19 protein-coding genes, 1 tRNA gene and 1 riboswitch are annotated in these 17,904 nt (G+C 61.3%); of the genes, 12 read left to right on the top strand and 8 right to left on the bottom strand.

Going from position 1 to position 17,904, the window contains the following annotated elements; genetic code table 11:
• Nucleotides 1–119: 119 nt before the first annotated feature.
• A tRNA-Glu gene (locus L4923_RS16705) sits at nucleotides 120–194 on the bottom strand.
• Nucleotides 195–486: 292 nt separating this feature from the next.
• Between L4923_RS16705 and L4923_RS16700 the strand changes: the two genes are divergently transcribed.
• Nucleotides 487–897 carry a hypothetical protein gene (locus L4923_RS16700; protein ID WP_239367085.1) on the top strand — a complete coding sequence of 137 codons (411 nt, stop codon included), beginning with the start codon at nucleotides 487–489 and terminating at the stop codon, nucleotides 895–897.
• A 21-nt stretch (nucleotides 898–918) separates the two neighbouring features.
• Here the strand turns inward: L4923_RS16700 and L4923_RS16695 are convergent, their stop codons facing one another.
• Nucleotides 919–2,220 carry a YcbK family protein gene (locus tag L4923_RS16695; protein WP_425530962.1) on the bottom strand — a complete coding sequence of 434 codons (1,302 nt, stop codon included), beginning with the start codon at nucleotides 2,218–2,220 and terminating at the stop codon, nucleotides 919–921.
• 213 nt (nucleotides 2,221–2,433) lie between these two features.
• Nucleotides 2,434–4,266, bottom strand: a complete 1,833-nt coding sequence (phaC, locus tag L4923_RS16690; protein WP_239367081.1) for a class I poly(R)-hydroxyalkanoic acid synthase — start codon at nucleotides 4,264–4,266, stop codon at nucleotides 2,434–2,436.
• Between the two features lie 124 nt (nucleotides 4,267–4,390).
• Here phaC and L4923_RS16685 point away from each other — a divergent pair, with 124 nt between their 5' ends.
• From L4923_RS16685 to L4923_RS16675, 3 genes are read left to right on the top strand one after another with little or no spacing between them, the layout of a single operon-like run.
• The gene (locus L4923_RS16685; RefSeq protein WP_239367078.1) at nucleotides 4,391–4,795 is read left to right on the top strand and encodes a hypothetical protein; all 405 of its coding nucleotides are present in this window, start codon (nucleotides 4,391–4,393) and stop codon (nucleotides 4,793–4,795) included.
• Nucleotides 4,796–4,836: 41 nt separating this feature from the next.
• On the top strand, nucleotides 4,837–6,054 hold the full coding sequence (locus tag L4923_RS16680) for an LL-diaminopimelate aminotransferase (RefSeq protein ID WP_239367075.1): 1,218 nt from the start codon (nucleotides 4,837–4,839) through the stop codon (nucleotides 6,052–6,054).
• Nucleotides 6,055–6,103: 49 nt separating this feature from the next.
• Nucleotides 6,104–7,417, top strand: coding sequence for a homoserine dehydrogenase (locus L4923_RS16675; protein ID WP_239367072.1), 1,314 nt, complete (start codon nucleotides 6,104–6,106; stop codon nucleotides 7,415–7,417).
• A gap of 50 nt (nucleotides 7,418–7,467) precedes the next feature.
• On the opposite strand, the gene L4923_RS16670 is transcribed toward L4923_RS16675, so the two are convergent.
• Nucleotides 7,468–7,938 carry a methyltransferase family protein gene (locus L4923_RS16670; RefSeq protein WP_239367069.1) on the bottom strand — a complete coding sequence of 157 codons (471 nt, stop codon included), beginning with the start codon at nucleotides 7,936–7,938 and terminating at the stop codon, nucleotides 7,468–7,470.
• Entirely contained in the window at nucleotides 7,935–8,924 is a 990-nt protein-coding gene (locus L4923_RS16665) for an acetyltransferase domain-containing protein (protein ID WP_239367066.1), read from the bottom strand. Before L4923_RS16665 ends, L4923_RS16670 begins: the two co-directional genes overlap by 4 nt.
• Before the next feature lie 225 nt (nucleotides 8,925–9,149).
• Here L4923_RS16665 and L4923_RS16660 point away from each other — a divergent pair, with 225 nt between their 5' ends.
• The 5 genes from L4923_RS16660 (at nucleotide 9,150) to cobO (ending at nucleotide 12,708) form a co-directional block, all read left to right on the top strand.
• Entirely contained in the window at nucleotides 9,150–10,349 is a 1,200-nt protein-coding gene (locus L4923_RS16660; RefSeq protein ID WP_239367063.1) for an MFS transporter, read from the top strand.
• 70 nt (nucleotides 10,350–10,419) lie between these two features.
• A riboswitch (cobalamin riboswitch) is annotated at nucleotides 10,420–10,610 on the top strand.
• Between the two features lie 34 nt (nucleotides 10,611–10,644).
• Nucleotides 10,645–10,824 carry a CbtB domain-containing protein gene (locus tag L4923_RS16655; RefSeq protein WP_239367060.1) on the top strand — a complete coding sequence of 60 codons (180 nt, stop codon included), beginning with the start codon at nucleotides 10,645–10,647 and terminating at the stop codon, nucleotides 10,822–10,824.
• A 16-nt stretch (nucleotides 10,825–10,840) separates the two neighbouring features.
• Nucleotides 10,841–11,590: a CbtA family protein gene (locus L4923_RS16650; RefSeq protein ID WP_239367057.1), complete on the top strand. Its 750-nt coding sequence runs from the start codon at nucleotides 10,841–10,843 to the stop codon at nucleotides 11,588–11,590.
• Complete coding sequence (gene cobU, locus L4923_RS16645) at nucleotides 11,583–12,092, top strand: bifunctional adenosylcobinamide kinase/adenosylcobinamide-phosphate guanylyltransferase (RefSeq protein ID WP_239367055.1); 510 nt, start codon at nucleotides 11,583–11,585, stop codon at nucleotides 12,090–12,092. Before L4923_RS16650 ends, cobU begins: the two co-directional genes overlap by 8 nt.
• 1 nt (nucleotide 12,093) lies before the next feature.
• Nucleotides 12,094–12,708, top strand: coding sequence for a cob(I)yrinic acid a,c-diamide adenosyltransferase (gene cobO / locus L4923_RS16640; RefSeq protein ID WP_239367053.1), 615 nt, complete (start codon nucleotides 12,094–12,096; stop codon nucleotides 12,706–12,708).
• A 3-nt stretch (nucleotides 12,709–12,711) separates the two neighbouring features.
• On the opposite strand, the gene cbiB is transcribed toward cobO, so the two are convergent.
• The gene (gene cbiB / locus L4923_RS16635; protein WP_239367051.1) at nucleotides 12,712–13,674 is read right to left on the bottom strand and encodes an adenosylcobinamide-phosphate synthase CbiB; all 963 of its coding nucleotides are present in this window, start codon (nucleotides 13,672–13,674) and stop codon (nucleotides 12,712–12,714) included.
• Between cbiB and cobD the strand changes: the two genes are divergently transcribed.
• Together cobD and L4923_RS16625 are read left to right on the top strand one after the other, a co-directional pair.
• Nucleotides 13,673–14,728 (top strand): threonine-phosphate decarboxylase CobD, encoded by a 1,056-nt coding sequence (gene cobD / locus L4923_RS16630; protein WP_239367049.1) that lies wholly within the window; start codon nucleotides 13,673–13,675, stop codon nucleotides 14,726–14,728. The two genes, cbiB and cobD, sit on opposite strands and share 2 nt — an antisense overlap.
• Nucleotides 14,725–15,234 carry a tyrosine phosphatase family protein gene (locus tag L4923_RS16625; protein WP_239367047.1) on the top strand — a complete coding sequence of 170 codons (510 nt, stop codon included), beginning with the start codon at nucleotides 14,725–14,727 and terminating at the stop codon, nucleotides 15,232–15,234. Before cobD ends, L4923_RS16625 begins: the two co-directional genes overlap by 4 nt.
• 82 nt (nucleotides 15,235–15,316) lie before the next feature.
• Here the strand turns inward: L4923_RS16625 and L4923_RS16620 are convergent, their stop codons facing one another.
• Together L4923_RS16620 and L4923_RS16615 are read right to left on the bottom strand one after the other, a co-directional pair.
• On the bottom strand, nucleotides 15,317–16,111 hold the full coding sequence (locus L4923_RS16620; RefSeq protein ID WP_239367142.1) for a creatininase family protein: 795 nt from the start codon (nucleotides 16,109–16,111) through the stop codon (nucleotides 15,317–15,319).
• A gap of 61 nt (nucleotides 16,112–16,172) precedes the next feature.
• Nucleotides 16,173–16,556, bottom strand: a complete 384-nt coding sequence (locus L4923_RS16615) for a RidA family protein (protein ID WP_239367045.1) — start codon at nucleotides 16,554–16,556, stop codon at nucleotides 16,173–16,175.
• A 318-nt stretch (nucleotides 16,557–16,874) separates the two neighbouring features.
• On the opposite strand from L4923_RS16615, the gene L4923_RS16610 reads away from it, so the two are divergent.
• Complete coding sequence (locus tag L4923_RS16610) at nucleotides 16,875–17,825, top strand: ABC transporter substrate-binding protein (protein ID WP_239367139.1); 951 nt, start codon at nucleotides 16,875–16,877, stop codon at nucleotides 17,823–17,825.
• The last annotated feature ends 79 nt before the right edge of the window (nucleotides 17,826–17,904 follow it).

Raw genomic sequence — 17,904 nt, 5'->3', positions numbered from 1 at the left:
CACCAGTTACGATCGTGCCGTTTGTCGGCACGATCGTAACTGCTCGGAAGCGGGCATAACCGTTGAAACGCCCGCCAGTCGTATCCGGCAGCTACGATATTAGAATCTGATTGGAGAACTGGTACGCCCAAGGGGAATCGAACCCCTGTTACCGCCGTGAAAGGGCGGTGTCCTGACCGCTAGACGATGGGCGCAGCCAAGGCGGCTTATAGTGGCGTTAATCGCGGTGGGCAACCCGTCTAAATCGGGTTTTCTGCATTTTTTTCCACCCTCCTCAGAGAAGGCCCAATTGCGCCGGATTCCTTGGAGTCCGTAGTTCGGTTTGGGATATCTGGTTCAGCATTGCGCGGTTGCCGGCATGATCGGTGCCGCATTATCGCTGTCTGCCAGACATCGGAGTCTGGGCAATGGCAATGATTCTCCTGACAACGTGGCCTGAGCGATTCCTTGCACGCGTGTTATTCTCTGCAGCCGAAGAGAGAAAACATGGCGTTCGCGATCAAGGCCGAGATTGCCGATCCGATGGCGGAAACGTTCACGTTTACCGCGCAGAAAACCATGTATGACGGCAAAAATATTGCCGCGGGTGACACGATCTTCCTGTTCGCTAGCGAAAACGAGGGTGGCAATGGTCTTGTCGCGCGCGGCATCGTGCTTTCAGCTGCGGCGATCGCACGGCAGTCCGACATCGAACGGCAGACGCCACGTGTCAGCATCCAGGTTAGGCGTACAGCACTTGCCCGGCGGCCGCTCGGCCGAAACGAGCTCAGGCACCTGACGGACTGGCAGGACGGCAGGCCCGGTACCGAGCTCAATTTCAAGCTTTATCGGCAAGCGACGAACAAGATCGTCGGCATTTCCGAGAGCGCCGCGGCGTTCCTGAAAGGCTTTTTCTAAACAATCGCGATCAGAGACTTCTTAGCCGCGGCGGCGGCAGCGCCAGTTCCAGTCGCGCTCGGGGCCGACATCGACATGCACGGATTCGGTGTGGCAATAGGTGCCGACGCCGCCACGTCCGGGAAGCGAACGCACATAAGTGGCCAAATCCCACTTGCTGACACCCGGAACCTGAATGTCTGCGGCGGCGCAATACATATGCAGCGAGTTCTTGGCGCCGCGCGCACGCACGTTGCGAGCCTGATCGCGATAGCCTGAGGTCACGATCATCTTCTTACCGTAGTGACCTTCGATCTGCTTAAGGACGCGTACCAGGGATGGCTTCAGACAAGCGACGTCCACGCTTTCGGTCTGTTTCAGCAGCCCGTTGGGCGCCAGGCGCGCCAGACCAGCGGCGGAGGCCACTTGATAGGCGCCGCCTTCATCGTCCTCGTTCAGGTCGACGTCGCTGTCATCATAGGTGCCGGAACGGCGGGTGATCTCGAACAGTGCGGTCTTGCGCACGCCAGGCAGATTGCTGAATGCGGCCGAACTGTCCGCAGAGGCGAGCATGGCCTGCTTTTGGCCAGACTGGGCGGAGGCCAGAGTGATGATCGGCTTGGCCGGCTTGTCTTCGGGAATGATCGCCTGCTTGGCTTCGGCTTGCTCTGTGGGCACGATCGGTTTCGGCTTTTCGGCAGTCGGCGCTGCTTTGGCAGGCGAGGCGCCGAACAGCGAGGCGAGGAAGCCTTTCTTTTCCGGTTTGGACGGTGCTGCAGGCATCTCGCCTGCGGTGACATAGACCGGATGGTTCATTTCGGGCGTTGCCGCGCTGGCCGTCTGCGTCGCTGCCGCCGGCTCCGCTGCCCGCTGGCTGTTCGTTCCTTGTTGCGGCAGTACGGTAGTGGTACCGGCCGCGACCTGTTGGGCCGCCGTGGCTGTTTGCTGCTGCGTCTGTTCGGGCGCGACAAGCTGCTGCGGCGTGTTGCCGGCGATGGTCTGCGCATCCGTGGGCGCCGTCAGCGGGAAGGCCGGCGTGCCGGGCTTTGCGGTCGGCAGATAAGCGATCTGCTCGGGCAGGGCGGTATCGCCTTCGGTCGTCATCAGCGCTTGCGGAGTCGTGGCCGTAGCGGCAAGGGCCGGACCTGCGGTGGTCACGCCGGACGTACCTGGCGTGGTGGCTGCGGCTGCTCCGGCCTGTGTGGGGGCGTAATTCGGGTTGGCGACGCCGAAGTCCGGTGCTCCGGTGGAGGTGCAGGACGCCAGCAGCAAAGAACACAACGCCACCACGACGGCGCGGCGTTCTCCATTCGCGAAGCGCGAGCTGTTTGCCCTCAAATCCAAATTCCCCCTCGCTAACCGATCCGAACCGTCATCTCAGGCGCAGGAGCGCCGCCGAATGATCGAGTTTCCGCAATCGGAAACGAGACCTGTGACAAATCCGCAAGCTTCCTTCTGAAATCGTGCGAGCCTGCGTGATTTGCGTCAAATAGATGATTGACGTGACCATTTCGCCCGCTTTGGCGAGCAGGTCAACTCACCGCATATTACAGATTGTTACACTCGTACCTTCACGTAGTCGCCAGGGGCGTCGCCCAGGGTTTCCATGGTCTTCCCCGGAATCCGGGCCGGCACGCGCTTGTCGTCCTTCGCCTCGATCCAACGCTGCCAGTGTGGCCACCAGGAGCCCGGGTTCTCGGTGGCGGCGGCGAGCCAGTCCTCGAATCGCCCGACCGGCTTGCCGCCGGTCCAATGTTGGTACTTGCCGAGCGACGGCGGATTGACGACGCCGGCGATATGGCCGGAACCGGCCATCACATATTCGACGTCGCCGCCGAAATACTGGCAACCGACGAACACCGAACGCGCCGGTGCGATATGGTCTTCCTTTGAGGCGAGATTGTAGACTGGAATTGTGATGTCGGAGAGGGAGACGTTGCGCCCGGCAAGCTCCATCCGACCGCGCGAAAGATTGTTCTCCAGATAGCAATTGCGCAGATAGAAAGAGTGGTTCGCTGCCGCCATGCGGGTGGAATCGGCGTTCCAGTAGAGCAGGTCGAAAGGCATCGGCTCCTTGCCGCGCATATAGTTATTGACAACATACGGCCAGATCAGGTCGCCCGAGCGCAGCATGTTGAAGGCGGTTGCCATCTTGGTCCCCTCGAGGAAACCTTTGCCGCGCATGGCAATTTCAAGTGCGGCGATCTGTTCCTCGTCGACGAAGACCTTGAGGTCGCCGGCATAGGTGAAATCGACCTGAGTGGTGAAGAAGGTGACCGATCTGACGCGGTCGTCACCTTCCTGGGCGAGCAATGCGAGGGCTGCTGCCAGCAGCGTGCCCCCGACGCAGTAACCGATGGTGTTCACTTCCCGCTCGCCGGTCGCCTTTTCGACGATGTCGAGGCCATATTGCAGGCCCTCGCGGATATAGGCCTCCCAGTTCTTGGTGCCGTGTCGTTCGTCCGGGTTGATCCAGGAAATGACGAAAACCGTATGGCCCTGTTCCACCGCCCAGCGGATGAAGGATTTCTCGGGGTTTAGATCGAGGATGTAAAATTTGTTGATCCAGGGCGGGCAGATCAACAGCGGCCGTTTCAGCACCGTTTCGGTTGTCGGGCTGTACTGGATGATCTCGGCGACATCGGACCGACCCACCACCTTGCCAGGGGTGACGGCAATGTTGCGGCCGATCTCGAACTTCGAATAATCCGCCTGACGCAACCTCAGGTCGCCTTTGCCGGCGGCGATGTCTTCGGCAAACATCTTCATGCCGCGTACAAGGTTCTCGCCATGCGAGGAAACCGTCTCGCGAAACAACTCCGGGTTGGTGAGGATGAAGTTGGACGGCGAGATCGCGTTCGAAACCTGCTTTACGTAGAAGCCGGCCTTGTGGCGCGTATGTTCGTCCAATCCATCGGCATGCTCCACCAAGTCGGCTGCCCAGCGCGAGGTGACCAGATAGGCCTGTTTCAGGAAGTCGAAGAAAGCGTTCTTACCCCATTCCGGATCCTGGAAGCGCTTGTCGCCACGTTCAGGCTTGACGCCTGCCGCCTCATCTTCGACGCCGCCGAGGCGGTGGATGGCGTTTGCCCACACATTCATATAACCCGCGAACAGTCGGGTTTGCGCTTCAAGCGCGCGCTTAGGGTCGGCCAGCCAGTATTCTGTGAGCTTGGAGAAGGTCTTGACCATGTCGGCCACGGGTTCGGCGACGCTGTCGCGCACCTCGCCGCGCTCGCGCGGTTCCACCCAGGCAGAAGCGGCCTTGCCGGCCTGTTCGACCATGCGCGCCATGTTGAGCGCGAAGCGCTCGGGATCTTTTACCAGATACTGCTCGACGGAGGGCGGTTCTTGAGTGTCCGTCTTGCCTGCATCAGGTCTGTCGGCCATGGTTTGCGCGGTTCCTCCCTAGCGATTTCTTGACATAGTATCATGCAAGGTCGAATAGGAGCCAATATGCTTTTGCTGCCCATTACGGGAAAGTGAGCTTCAACTGGCCATTGCGGGTAATATTATGACGGATCGTGTTGGTCAGCTCGTGCTTGCAGTCTGCGGGCGTTTCGTGTTCGCGGCCATACTGACCTCGGCCGTCGCCATAACGGGGTGCGCGGGTTCGAGCAGCAGAAATACCACCACCGTGGAGTCGGGCGGCACGATGACCGGCCCGAAGGACACCGGATCCTTCCCTAATCTCAACATCAAGCCGCAGAACGCGGCGACGCAATTCACCGAAGACGAGAAGAATGCCAAGCTTGCCCAGCTTGCCGCGGCCAGGGCGAACGCACAATCACATCCGGGCGATCCGGCGGCCGCGACCGACGCCGCCGAAGTGGAAAAGCTTAAGGCCAGTCATGCCAAGAATGCGTTGAAGCAGATCGGGGCCAAGTGCGACCCCGCCCTCGACCCGAATTGCAAATAAGGCTATAGGCGCGCCACCGCGCCCCCTTGATCGGAACGAACATGGAAGAGTTTCACAAAGTCCGCCGTCTTCCTCCCTACGTCTTCGAACAGGTCAATCGCCTGAAGGCCAGCGCGCGGTCTCGTGGCGCCGACATCATCGATCTCGGCATGGGCAATCCAGATCTCCCGACTCCCAAGGCCATCGTCGATAAGCTGTGCGAAGTGGTGCGCGATCCGCGTACCCATCGCTACTCGTCGTCGCGCGGCATTCCCGGCCTGCGCCGCGCCCAGGCCAACTATTATGCCCGCCGTTTCGGTGTGAAGCTCAACCCCGACACTCAGGTGGTGGCGACGCTGGGCTCGAAGGAGGGCTTTGCCAACATGGCGCAGGCCATCACGGCGCCTGGCGATGTGGTTCTTTGCCCGGATCCGACCTACCCGATCCATGCCTTCGGCTTCATCATGTCGGGCGGTGTCATCCGCTCGCTGCAGGCCGAGCCGAATGACGGCTTCATTCCAGCGCTGGAGCGTGGCGTGCGCCACTCCATCCCGAAGCCGCTGGCATTGATCCTCAATTATCCGTCGAATCCCACGGCTTATGTCGCGACGCTCGACTTCTATAAGGACGTCGTGGCCTTCGCGAAGAAGAACGACATCATCATTCTATCGGATCTTGCTTATTCGGAGATCTATTTCGATGGCAATCCGCCGCCCTCGGTGCTGCAGGTGCCGGGCGCGATCGATGTCACTGTCGAGTTCACCTCGATGTCGAAGACCTTTTCCATGCCTGGCTGGCGCATGGGCTTTGCCGTCGGCAACGAGCGGCTGATCGCGGCGCTGACGCGCGTGAAGTCGTATCTCGACTATGGCGCTTTCACGCCGATCCAGGTTGCTGCCACCGCAGCGCTCAACGGTGATGGTTCCGATATAGAGGAAGTGCGCGATATCTATCACAAGCGCCGCGACGTGATGGTCGATGCCTTCAGCCGCGCCGGCTGGGACATTCCGGCGCCGGCGGCGACGATGTTTGCCTGGGCACCGATCCCCGAGCCGTTCAAGCATCTTGGCTCGCTCGAGTTCTCCAAGCTTTTGATCGAGCATGCCGACGTGGCGGTGGCGCCCGGCATCGGCTTCGGCGAGCATGGCGACGACTATGTGCGTCTGGCGCTGGTCGAGAACGAGCACCGCATCCGGCAGGCGGCCCGCAACATAAAGAAGTTCCTGGCCACCACCGCCAAGCAACCCAACAATGTGGTGCCGCTGGCGGCACATCGCTGAACCGCCGCCACCAATCATCCCGAACGACCGAGAAAGAGAGCCGTCCATCATGGCTGAATCCTTGCGTGTTGGAATTGCCGGCCTCGGCACTGTCGGAGCCTCGGTCGTGCGTGTGCTTACCGAAAAGGCAGCCGAACTCACCCGTCAGTGCGGCCGCACCATCACGGTGACCGCCGTTTCGGCACGCAGCCGCGACAAGGACCGCGGCATCGATCTTTCCAGTGTCTCCTGGTTCGAAAACCCGGTCGACCTGGCTCGTTCGAACGAGATCGACGTCTTCATCGAGCTGATCGGTGGCGATGAGGGTGCGGCACGTGAAAGTGTGAAGGCCGCGCTCGAGGCCGGCCGCCATGTCGTGACTGCCAACAAGGCACTGCTCGCCAAGCATGGCGTGGCGCTGGCGGAGATCGCCGAGAAGAAGGGTGTCCTGCTTAACTACGAGGCGGCGGTGGCCGGCGGTATTCCCGTCATCAAGACGATGCGCGAGGCGATGGCCGGCAATTCGGTCAATCGCGTCTTCGGCATCCTGAACGGCACCTGCAATTATATCCTGACCCGCATGGAAGCCGAGGGCCTGTCCTTCGAGGCTTGCCTGAAAGATGCGCAGCGGCTTGGTTATGCGGAAGCAGACCCGACCTTCGACATCGAAGGCAATGATACCGCGCACAAGCTCGCCATTCTGACCAGCCTGGCCTTTGGTCACAGGATCGCTGCCGACGACATCTATCTGGAAGGCATCTCCAACATTACCCAGGCCGATATTCGCGCCGCCGCTGAACTCGGCTATCGCATCAAACTGCTCGGTGTCGCTCAGCGGACCGAGAGCGGCATCGAACAGCGTGTGCATCCGACAATGGTACCGACCGCCTCGGTGATCGCGCAGGTCCACGGCGTCACCAATGCAGTGGCGATTGAGACCGACATTTTGGGTGAACTGCTGCTGTCCGGACCCGGTGCCGGTGGCAATGCCACGGCCTCGGCTGTCGTCGGCGACATCGCCGACATCGCCAAGAGCCGCCCCGGTTTCCAGCACGGTCCGGTGTTCGGCCGCCCGGCCAAGGAGCTGAAGCCCTACAAGAAGGCGCAAATGCGCAGCCATGCCGGCGGTTATTTCATCCGTCTCACTGTGCATGACCGTGTCGGCGTGTTCGCGTCGGTGGCCAAGCGCATGGCAGACAACGACATTTCATTGGAATCGATCGTGCAGCACGCCGTAGGTCCGGAAGCCGTCGACAAGAAGACCGTTATCCTGGTTACGCATGAAACCACCGAAGCGGCAGTTCGCAAGGCGGTCGAAGCCATCACCAAGGATGGTCACTTGACCGACAAAGCACAAGTGATCCGCATCGAGCGCGCAGGTTGAGAACGCCAGTCCGCGACTGCCTTGTAGTGCTTGGCTGAGAGCGGGTTATCTCAGATCCAGCGTCGCACACGTTTGGCGTAGTCGTGATATTTCTTGCCGAATTTGCCGGCGAGCGCCTTTTCCTCTCGCTGGATCACCAGCTTGGTGGTCACCAATCCCGCAATGAAGGCTAGCGGTATGAGCCAGACGTTACCGGTTATCAGTCCGATGCCGATGACCAGGGTCGCCAGCGACAGATAGATCGGGTTTCGGCTGATGCCGAAGGGGCCGCCTGTCAACAGATGCGTGGGGGTAGCAACCGGGTTCAGAGGCGTCCTGGCTTTGAACATCATGCGGATGGCGGCAAACCACAACGCGACCGCGCCCAATGCAGCCAGCCAGCCAAAGCCGAACAGGATATCGCCCAGGACATCGCCGAACCAGGGCATGGGGTAGAGGATACCCAAGCCGACCCCTATGATCAGTGCAATCAGGAAGATGATGGGCGGCAGCGGAAACGGCAGGCGTGCAGCATCGGTCATTGGGCTTCCCCCAAGCTCATGGCGTCCTCGGTCTGAACCGTGCAGGTGCTGGCGAGATCGCCGATACGCGTCCTGTCCGAAGCCGGCTGGTCGCCTTTCATGATGCCTGTCAGCAGTCCGTCCTTTTCGACCGCTGTGAGCATACAACCACAATAGCGCACACAGAAGGCGGCGTCGCGGCTGTCCTGGCACGATGCCTGGCAGGCATTGATGAAGCCAAGCTTCGGATCTTGCGCGGGGGCCGGCCACAGCTGCGCGAACAGCCAGACGCAGGCGATCAGTACCGGCTGGTGGATGAGGTAGAAAGCCAGGCTATGACGGCCGATGAAGGTGAGAGGCCGCTCCAGCGTTTGACCGAGCGAGACGTTTGCCAGTCGCTCGAACAAGCCAGCTGATTTGGCGAATTTGGCAATGCCGATGCCGATCAGCACTGCGCCGAACCAAGGAAACAGAGGCACATAATCATTCGAACGCGGATCGACCGACGAGAGGCCGACCCATAACAGCGCAGGATGATCGAAAATGGGCGAGCGCAGATAGAAGGGGGCGGCGATCACCAGCGCTGCGACTACGAGTGTCACCGGCGCAGGCAAACGCAGGAAGAGAAGGCCGAGCACACTGGCCAGCGCGATCTGATGCAGGATGCCGAAGAAGATGAAGCTTCCGGGTGTGGCGACATAGGTCACCAGCGAGATCGCGGCAGCCGCTACCGCGACCATAGCGAAGCGCTTCCAGAAGCCAGGCCAGCGTATGTGCTCGCCATGTGCCAGCACGAGCGAAACGCCGACGAGGAAGAGGAAGCTCGACGCTATGCAGCGCGCATAGATCTTCCAGGGGCCATGCGCAGTCAATCCGGCGCTCGCATAGCCGAAAAATTCGAGGTCCCACGTGAAGTGATAGCTGGCCATCGCCAACAGCGCGATGCCGCGCAGGACATCGATCAGTGTGATGCGTCGGGAGGAGGAAGTCTGCTGTTCAAGGCTCATGCGGCGGGATTCGAAATTGCGATTGCTCCATGCCTAGCATGGATGCGGGCGGAGCGAGAGTGTCGGCGGGTATCGTCCATCGCCTCTCAAAAGCACATGCTGTTGTACCACCTGTCAAAACCCTTTGGCCGGCTTCGCATTCCGGCGCGAGTGCGTCGGTTTCCTGCTACCGGTCGAGGCATCGGCGACGCAAATTTCCCTCGCGAGTCGTAAGTTTGGGAATTCATGTCCACGCATGTCCGCCATCCGATCTGGCTACCGGTTGTTCCGCCGGCGGACGCGCGCACCTTTGCCTCGCTTTATGCCATTGAATCCTGCGCGCGAGCCACGGTCGCTTCCGTCATCCCGATCCAGGCCTATGAAATCCTGAAGAACGAGCAGGCAGTCTCGATCCTCTATACGATCGTGTCGTTGCTTGGCCTCTCCGTCACGCTGTTCATGCCGATGCTCATCCATCGTTTCGCGCGCAGATGGGTTTATACCGCGGGAGCGCTGTTGCTTGCCATCGGTTCGTTGTTTTTCGTCACCCATTCGCTACCGGGCCAGATTATCGGCATGCTATGCCGGGTGATGGGCGCAAGCGCGCTGTCGATCACGCTCAACCTCTACATCATGGACCACGTCCGCAAAACGGATCTCCTGCAGGCCGAATCCCTGCGCATGGCGTGGTCGATGATCGCCTGGACCAGCGGGCCCACGCTCGGCATCTTCCTATACACGCGCTACGGCATCTACGCTGCGCATGGAGCGGTGGCCGTCTTCGCGCTCTTGCTGCTTGCGCTCTTCTGGTACTACCGCTTGGGCGACAATCCGATGATCGTGCCGGGCAAAAGCCGTCCCATCAATCCTTTCGCCAATATCGGCCGCTTTGTCCGCCAGCCGAGATTGCGGCTGGCCTGGCTCATCGCGTTCGGCCGGTCCTGCTACTGGACGACCTTCTTCGTCTACGGTCCGCTGTTCATGGTCATCACCGGCCAGGGTGAACTCGCCGGTGGCCTTCTGGTTTCGGCTGGCAATGCTCTTCTGTTCGCGGCGATTTACTGGGGCAGGGCGGGCAAACGTTATGGCGCGCGCAACGTGATGACGCTCGCCTTTGTCGGAATGGCGGTTTCGCTCTGGCTCGCCGGCGCCATTGGAGAGCTTATACCCCTTGCCACCGCTGGCCTGCTTTTGGTCGGAGCCCTGTTCACCATCGCACTCGATGCCATCGGCTCCACCGCTTTCATGCGTTCGGTGCGTGCCTATGAGCGGCCGCAGATGGCTGCTGTCTACCGCACCTATCTCGATTTTTCGGAACTGACGCCGCCATTGGTCTATTCGGTGGTGCTGACCTTTTTAGGACTTGGGTCGGTTTTCGCCACGCTTGGCTGTCTTGCTGCCGTCTGTGCCGTCGTCACTTGGCGATATCTGCCGAAATCGATGTAGTGCCCCGTCGGATGACGCTTACACATCCGTCGATGGCGGAATTTGGTTTGCTGGACGTCGCGATTCTTTCTATAGTCCTGCTGTCGTCGGTCCCTTCGGGACCAAGAGGGAATACGGTGAGGGGAATATCCATCCAAAGCCGTGGCTGCCCCCGCAACTGTGAGCGGTAGTCCTCTCCAATGCCACTGAGGTTCGCCTCGGGAAGGTGGGGAAGGGCGCTGATCCGCAAGCCAGGAGACCTGCCGGCGACAGCAATGATGGTAATGCCCTCGGGTGGAGGGTGAAAGGACAGACCATGAATACCGCTTCCGTCTCGCTCGGCACCTCGGCTTCCTCGCAGTCGCGGCTCCTGCAACTGGCGTTCGCTGGCCTGCTGGGCATCTTCGTCATCGGCTTCACCGGCTTCTCGCATATCGAAGCCGTGCACAACGCCGCTCACGACGCACGCCACTCGATGGCGTTCCCCTGCCACTAACCAGGGGGTCCCCGACATGTCTATTTTTCGCAACGTCGTGTTCGTCGCGGCGATCGCGGGGCTGTTCGCCGGCATCGTCCTCGCTTGTCTGCAGGCCTACGCAACCGTTCCGCTGATCCTGAAGGCGGAAGTCTATGAACAGGCTGCCGGCGGCCACGAGCACGCGGCTGCGCCTGCTGCCGATGCCGGTACCAATGCGACGAGTTCGGCTGCGCCTGCGGAAGAAGAGGAAGGTTGGGCACCCGCCGACGGCGTGGAGCGCTTTACCTTCAATGTGCTGTCCAATGTCGTGACCGGAATTGGTTTTGCGCTGATCCTGGTCGCCTTCTCGGAGTTCGCTGGCGGTATCGGCAATTGGCGCCAAGGTGTGTTCTGGGGTCTAGCCGGTTTCGCTGTCTTCACATTGGCGCCGGGTCTCGGACTGCCGCCGGAACTGCCGGCGATGCCTGCGGCCGACCTGATTCCCAGGCAGGTCTGGTGGATTTCCACGGTCGTTGCCACCGCTGTCGGCCTTGCTCTGATCGCCTTTCGACGGTCATTGCCGCTCACGGTGCTCGCAATCGTGCTGATCGTTGCGCCGCACATCGTTGGTGCGCCACAGCCGGCAAGCTACGAGACGCCGATTCCGGAAGGCCTGCATCATCAGTTCGTTGTGGCGGTAACGCTGACCAACCTGGTGTTCTGGGTCGTGCTGGGTGCGGTCGTCGGCGTCGTGCGCGGTCGTTTCACCGGGCAGTCGTCGAGCCTTCGCGACAGCTTTGCCTGATCGTCTGACCTTCATCATCGGCGGTGCGCGCTCAGGCAAGAGCGCGCATGCCGAAAAGCTTGTCACGGCGCTGCCGGCGCCATGGATCTATATCGCGACCGCACAGGCTTATGATGATGAAATGCGCGAACGCATCGCGCATCATCGGGCTCGTCGCGGCGAAGGCTGGGAAACGGCGGACGCACCACTAGACCTGGTCGAATTGCTCGTGCGCTTGCCTGCTGGGCGCCCGGTATTGCTCGACTGCCTTACGCTTTGGCTTACCAATCACATGTTGGCCGAGCACGATGTCGAGGCAGAATGCGCCAGGCTGACGGCTGCACTGTCGAAACCGCGCGGTCCGTGGTTCGTGGTGTCCAACGAGGTCGGCCTTGGCATCGTGCCGGACAATGCGCTGGCGCGCCGCTTCCGTGACGCTGCGGGGCGCCTCAATCAGCAGGTCGCAGCAGTCGCCGACGACGTGGTGCTGACGGTTGCCGGCCTGCCCCTCAAGGTGAAATGACATGGCTGATATCGACGATAGCGAAGCCGAGCGCCACCGCGCCAAGATGGCCAAGCGCAAGGCGGTGCAGGACGCCGAGGTGGCGCAAAAGACGATCGAGAAAGGCCTGCTCATCGTCAACACCGGTCCGGGCAAGGGCAAGACCACGGCCGCCTTCGGGTTGGCGCTGCGCATGCTCGGCTACGGCCGACGCGTCGGCGTCGTGCAGTTCATCAAGGGCAAGTGGCATACCGGCGAAAAGGACGCTTTCAAGGCATTCGGCGATCAACTGGTCTGGTATTCGATGGGCGAAGGCTTCACCTGGGAAACGCAGGATCTGAAGCGCGACATCGCCGCCGCCGAAGCTGCCTGGGTGAGGGTGGAAGAATTAATGGCAGACCCGTCCATCAGCCTGCTGGTGCTGGACGAACTCAACATCGCGCTGCGCTACGACTATCTGGATCTCGATCGTGTCGTGGCCGCACTGAAGGGCCGGCGCGAGGATCTGCATGTCGTCGTCACCGGCCGCAACGCCAAGCCGGCTCTTACCGAAGCCGCCGATCTCGTCACCGAAATGGGAGCGACCAAGCATCATTTTTCCGCCGGCGTAAAAGCGCAGCAGGGGATCGAATTTTAAGGCCTACCAAATCAACAGCGCGATCACGCCAAACAGCGCGATGAGCAGCATATCAGCAGTCCAGTAGAGCCTGAGCGCCTGGCGGATATCGGCACTGGTGACGGCGGTGCGGCCGCCTTCTCCCATATAGCGGCCCTCGACCAAGACACCGCCATAGGAACGCGGGCCGGCAAGCGCCAGCCCCAGGGCGCCGGCCATAGCAGCCTCCGGCCAGCCGGCATTGGGGGAGCGGTGATGGCGCGCATCGCGCCGCATGGCGCGCCAGGCTTCGGCCGGGTCAGCACCCTTGATGAAAAACGCAGCGGCGACGATCAGCAGGCCGGTCATACGTGAAGCGGGCAAGTTGATGAGATCATCGAAGCGCGCTGCCGCCCAGCCGAAAGCTTCGTGGCGCTCAGTCCGGTGGCCGATCATGGAATCGGCGGTGTTGGCGGCCTTGTAGGCGACGCCGCCTGCCAGACCGCCAACGCCGAGCCACAGGGCAGGAGCAACAATGCCATCGGAAAAATTCTCGGCCAGGCTCTCGATGGCGGCGCGACCGACGGCGGCTTCGTCGAGTTTTTCGGGGTCGCGGCCGACGATCATCGAGACGGCCTTTCGCCCGGCGGCGAGACCGCCGCTGTCGAGGGCGTCAGCCACCGCCTCGACATGGCAGGCAAGGCTCTTCTGTGACAGAAGAGCACTACCCAACAACGCGACGGCAACAATGCCGAGCGGCAGAGAAAGCAGGACTGACTCGGTGAGCCGGGCGATTGTCGCCGGCACAAGAACAATGACTACCAGCGCAAACAGGCCGGCCATGCGATGCGCCGCGTCGCTGTCGGCAGCGCGGTTGAGCCCGCGGTCGAGACAGGATATCACGGCGCCGATCCACGTCACCGGATGGCCGATGGCGCGAAACAGCCGGTCCGGGTAGCCGAGCCGAGCTTCGATCAGCAGCGACAGAAAGGCGGTCAGGGCGGACATGGGGCTTCCAGGCGAGGCGATTGCAGCAGTTGATCACGGCGGAAGCCTCGGCCGGGCGCGGGCGCTGTTTCCTGACGCACCGGAGCCGTTCGTCGATCTCTCGACCGGGATCAATCCGCACTCCTATCCGCTTTTCGATCTGCCCGCCACCGCCTTCAGTCGGCTACCGGAGGCGGCACGACTTTCCGAGTTGCTGGCAGTTGCGGCGGCGGCTTATGGCGGGCCGTCGGCTGCAAACGTCGTTGCCGGCCCAGGCACACAGATCCTGTTGCCGCGCGTCGCCTCGCTGGTGCAGGCGGGCCGCGCACTGGTGCTGTCGCCGACCTATGCCGAGCATGCTCGGGCCGCCGCCATCGCCGGCCACGTCGTTTCTGAAACCGCGGACTTCGATGCGTTGAGCGACGCGGACCTCGCCATCCTCGTCAATCCCAATAACCCGGACGGACGTGTCGTTTCCCGCGTGCAGCTACTCAAGCTTGCCGATGCCATGAGAGCAAAAGGCGGTCTTCTGGTGGTCGACGAGGCCTTCATGGATGTTGGGCCGCGCGAGGCAAGTCTCGCTGCCGATGTGGGGCGAGGCGGGTTGGTGGTCCTGCGCTCCTTCGGTAAGTTCTTCGGGCTAGCCGGTGTGCGGCTCGGATTTACACTGGCGGACGAGATGACGGCTGCCCGTCTTGAGAGGCAACTTGGTCCCTGGGCGGTAGCTGGGCCGACACTGGAATATGGCATTCGCGCGCTTGGCGACGTCGTGTGGCAGGAGCAGATGCGGCGGCAGTTGAGTGAGGATGCCGCGCGGCTCGATGCCTTGTTTGCGCGCCATGGCGTGCCAGTCGCAGGCGGTACCTCGCTGTTCCGCTATCTCGATTTCAACGGCGCGTCGGGGCTTTTCAAGGCTCTCGGCCAACAAGGCATTCTGCTGCGCCATTTCGCGGAACGTCCGCATACGCTGCGTTCCGGCGTGCCGGGCTCGGAAGACGAGTGGCAACGGCTGGACACCGCGCTTGCCGGCTGGGCTGCAAAGGACGATGGTTTCCAAAATAGGATCCGCGCATGATCATCGTCTGCCCGCTCTCGAAGGTCGAAGCCACCGTCACCCGGGCTGGCGCCGAGCGACTGTTGTCTTTGCTTGCGGCAGGCACCGACATGGTACGTCCAGTCGTGATCCGGCCGGAAAATCATCTGCATCTGGTCATGCATGACATAGCCGAGGCGCAGGAAGGCATGACGCTGCCCGGCGAGGAGCATGTGCGCGCCTTGCTTGGCTTCGCACAGAACTGGGACCGCTCACGCCCGCTGGTGGTGAATTGTTATGCCGGCATCAGCCGCTCGACAGCTTCGGCCTACATCATCGCGGCTGCTCTTGCTCCCAAGCGCGACGAGATGGAACTGGCCAAGACATTGCGCTGGCTGTCGCCTTCGGCCACGCCCAATCCACGCCTTGTCGCGGTTGCCGATCACATCCTCGGCCGCGAGGGCCGCATGGTGGCTGCGATCGCCTCGATCGGTCGCGGCGCCGAGGCCTATGAGGGCTTGCCGTTCGAATTGGAGATCGGAGGGTAGCATTTTTGGTGTGTCCTTCGAAGCTCGCCTGCATAGATTTTGGCAATTTTTCCAAAGGCGTGCGGGCCGCGAAGAAGGCAGCCTACAGCACCCAATCGCTCAACTTCGCTGCGCGCACGTCTTTCAACAGGGTGATGAACCCATCAGCCTGGTGCTCGGCCGTCAGTCGCCCTTTCTCCGCGGTGGCAATCGAAGCGTCGCCCACCACGCCATTCGGGTTCAGGTCGCGCGCGATCCAGGCATAGGCGTGAGTACCGGTCTGGCGCAGCAGCGAGAACGCCTTCTCAGCCTTAGCAACGTTGGAAACGAAGTTCTCGGCCTTGTCCATGTCGACCAGGTCTGGCCGGAAATGCAGCATCAGCGAGGTCTCGACATCGCCGCCATGGATGCCATGGCGATCTTCGAGTTCCGTATACATGCCGGCCGGGCGACCGAAGCGTTGCCAGCTCGTCTTCACGGCAAGCATTTTTTCGCGCACGCGCAGTTCCCGCGTGACGATACCCATGATTTCCTCATTGCCGCCATGCGAGTTGACGACAACAAGTTTCTTCACTCCGGCACGCGCTATAGAGAGACCCAGTTCCGTCCAAGCGTCGACCAGCGTCGCCGGAGGCAAGGTGAGCGTTCCCGGTGCATGCACATGTTCGTTGGATTTGCCGACGGCCTGGACCGGCAGAATGCGGATGTCGAGATCGGCGGGCAGTCGCCCGATCACCGTCTCCAGCATGCCGTTCATGATGCTGGTGTCGGTCGACACCGGCAGATGCGGGCCATGTTGCTCGATCGCTGCCACCGGCAACACCGCGATCGTTGTTTCGGGATCCATCGAAGCATACTCGGTGGTGCGGAAATCGCCCCACCACACGCGTCTTTTCATCGTCACATCAGGCTCCGCATCACAGGCAACTTTGCTTCTCTTCTTGGGAAAGACAGCTTTGTCATCCCGCCGCGATCACTTCCACCTCGACCTTGAATTCGGGCCGCGCAAAACCACCAACGATCATCAGCGTGGATGCTGGCGCCGGGTCTGCGAAGGTGCGGTCGCGCACGGCCATGTATGGCTTGAGATAGGCGCGATCGGTGACATAGGCGTTGATGCGCACGACATCCTTCAGGCCGAGGCCGGCTTCGGCCAGGACGGCGGCGATGTTCTTGAAGCAGAGCTCGGTCTGTTCCTCGACGCCTTCGGGAATGTCGTCGTTGGCGGTGATCGCCACCTGACCCGCGCACAGGATGAGCCGCTTGCCGGCGGGGACTTCGACGCCGTGGCTGTAGCGGGCGAAGGGCGGCTTGATCGATTTCGGCATCAGATATCGGAACATGGCAGTCTCCATTCGAGGCTGCGAAACTAGGCCCGCATGAGGTTGCGATTCAAGCGTTGCCTGCGTGGTGACAACATTAGTTTGATCGTGAACTACTCATGGACAGCTGCCCGGAAAGTGGGCACGATGACGAACGAAGCTGCAGGGCAGGGAATACCCATCACGACGTTCTTCCGGAATTGCGCGGCGGGCGTTGTGGCATGGCCTTTGCTTTGTCGATGGTGATGCTGTGCTCCGGGTGAACGAAGGGGAGAGGAATTGATGACAAGGATTTTGGCCAAGGCCACCGTGGCGGCTGTGGCGCTGCTCGGCGGCTGGATGTCCGCTGCGACGGCAAACGAAAAGGTGACGTTCGCGACCAATTGGCTCGCCCAGGCCGAACATGGCGGTTACTATCAGGCCGTTGCTGACGGCTCCTATGCCGCATGTGGACTAGACGTCACCATCCAGCAGGGCGGTCCGCAGGGCAGCGGACGTCCGCTGCTGATGGCCGGCAAGATCGATTTCTACATGGGCGGCAACATGCTGCAGGCTTTCGATGCGGTGAATCAGGGCATTCCGCTGCGCGTCGTCGCCGCCACTTTCCAGAAAGAGCCGCAAGTCATCATGGCGCATCCCGGCGAAGGCTTGGACAAGTGGGAAGACCTGCCCAAGGCTGATCAGTACATCATCGGTGACGAGGGAGCGCAAAGCTTCTTCTTGTGGATGGTGTCCGAGTTCGGTTTCGATGCGGCCAAGCGCGTGCCCTACACCTTCAACCCGGCTGCTTTCATCGCCAACAAGAAGTCGATCCAGCAGGGTTATGTCACCTCCGAGCCGCATGCCGTGGCCAAGGAGGGCGGCTTCCAGCCCAATCTGTTCCTGCTCGCCGATTATGGATTCAACACCTATGCCACCACGATCGAGGCCATGCAGACCACGATCGACACGCGGCCTGAGGTGGTTCAGTGTTTCGTCGATGGTTCGGCCAAGGGCTGGTACAACTATCTCTACGGCGACAACAAGGCCGCCAACGAAGCGATCAAGAAAGATAATCCCGACATCACCGACGAACAGATCGCCTTCTCCATCGAGATGATGAAGAAGTACGGCATCGTTGATTCGGGCGACACTGAAAAGCTCGGCATTGGCGCCATGACGGATGAACGTATGCAGAGTTTCTACGACAAGATGGTCAAGGCCAAGGTGCTGCCGGCCGGCATCGACATCAAGAAGGGTTACACGCTGCAATTCGTGAACAAGGGCATCGGCCTCGACCTGAAGAAGTGAGCAGTGTCGCGACAAATCGCGTGGCAGGCGCAGGGCCATCCTTCTCCCGCAAAGGGAGGAGGGGAGACGGACGCTTATC

Source organism: Terribium retamae, from assembly GCF_022347545.1.
Classification (GTDB): Bacteria; Pseudomonadota; Alphaproteobacteria; order Rhizobiales; family Rhizobiaceae; genus Mesorhizobium; species Mesorhizobium retamae.
This window is presented reverse-complemented; position numbering and strand designations above follow the sequence as displayed.

Excerpts from the sequence above, each read along its gene's own strand:
- L4923_RS16615 (WP_239367045.1), bottom strand. The coding sequence starts at position 16,556 with ATGTTCCGATATCTGATGCCGAAATCGATCAAGCCGCCCTTCGCCCGC.
- L4923_RS16625 (WP_239367047.1), top strand. The coding sequence starts at position 14,725 with ATGATCATCGTCTGCCCGCTCTCGAAGGTCGAAGCCACCGTCACCCGG.
- L4923_RS16685 (WP_239367078.1), top strand. The coding sequence starts at position 4,391 with ATGACGGATCGTGTTGGTCAGCTCGTGCTTGCAGTCTGCGGGCGTTTC.
- cobD (WP_239367049.1), top strand. The coding sequence starts at position 13,673 with ATGGGGCTTCCAGGCGAGGCGATTGCAGCAGTTGATCACGGCGGAAGC.
- L4923_RS16700 (WP_239367085.1), top strand. The coding sequence starts at position 487 with ATGGCGTTCGCGATCAAGGCCGAGATTGCCGATCCGATGGCGGAAACG.
- phaC (WP_239367081.1), bottom strand. The coding sequence starts at position 4,266 with ATGGCCGACAGACCTGATGCAGGCAAGACGGACACTCAAGAACCGCCC.
- L4923_RS16675 (WP_239367072.1), top strand. The coding sequence starts at position 6,104 with ATGGCTGAATCCTTGCGTGTTGGAATTGCCGGCCTCGGCACTGTCGGA.
- cbiB (WP_239367051.1), bottom strand. The coding sequence starts at position 13,674 with ATGTCCGCCCTGACCGCCTTTCTGTCGCTGCTGATCGAAGCTCGGCTC.
- L4923_RS16660 (WP_239367063.1), top strand. The coding sequence starts at position 9,150 with ATGTCCACGCATGTCCGCCATCCGATCTGGCTACCGGTTGTTCCGCCG.
- L4923_RS16610 (WP_239367139.1), top strand. The coding sequence starts at position 16,875 with ATGTCCGCTGCGACGGCAAACGAAAAGGTGACGTTCGCGACCAATTGG.
- cobO (WP_239367053.1), top strand. The coding sequence starts at position 12,094 with ATGGCTGATATCGACGATAGCGAAGCCGAGCGCCACCGCGCCAAGATG.
- L4923_RS16670 (WP_239367069.1), bottom strand. The coding sequence starts at position 7,938 with ATGACCGATGCTGCACGCCTGCCGTTTCCGCTGCCGCCCATCATCTTC.
- L4923_RS16655 (WP_239367060.1), top strand. The coding sequence starts at position 10,645 with ATGAATACCGCTTCCGTCTCGCTCGGCACCTCGGCTTCCTCGCAGTCG.
- L4923_RS16665 (WP_239367066.1), bottom strand. The coding sequence starts at position 8,924 with ATGAGCCTTGAACAGCAGACTTCCTCCTCCCGACGCATCACACTGATC.
- L4923_RS16650 (WP_239367057.1), top strand. The coding sequence starts at position 10,841 with ATGTCTATTTTTCGCAACGTCGTGTTCGTCGCGGCGATCGCGGGGCTG.
- L4923_RS16680 (WP_239367075.1), top strand. The coding sequence starts at position 4,837 with ATGGAAGAGTTTCACAAAGTCCGCCGTCTTCCTCCCTACGTCTTCGAA.
- L4923_RS16620 (WP_239367142.1), bottom strand. The coding sequence starts at position 16,111 with ATGAAAAGACGCGTGTGGTGGGGCGATTTCCGCACCACCGAGTATGCT.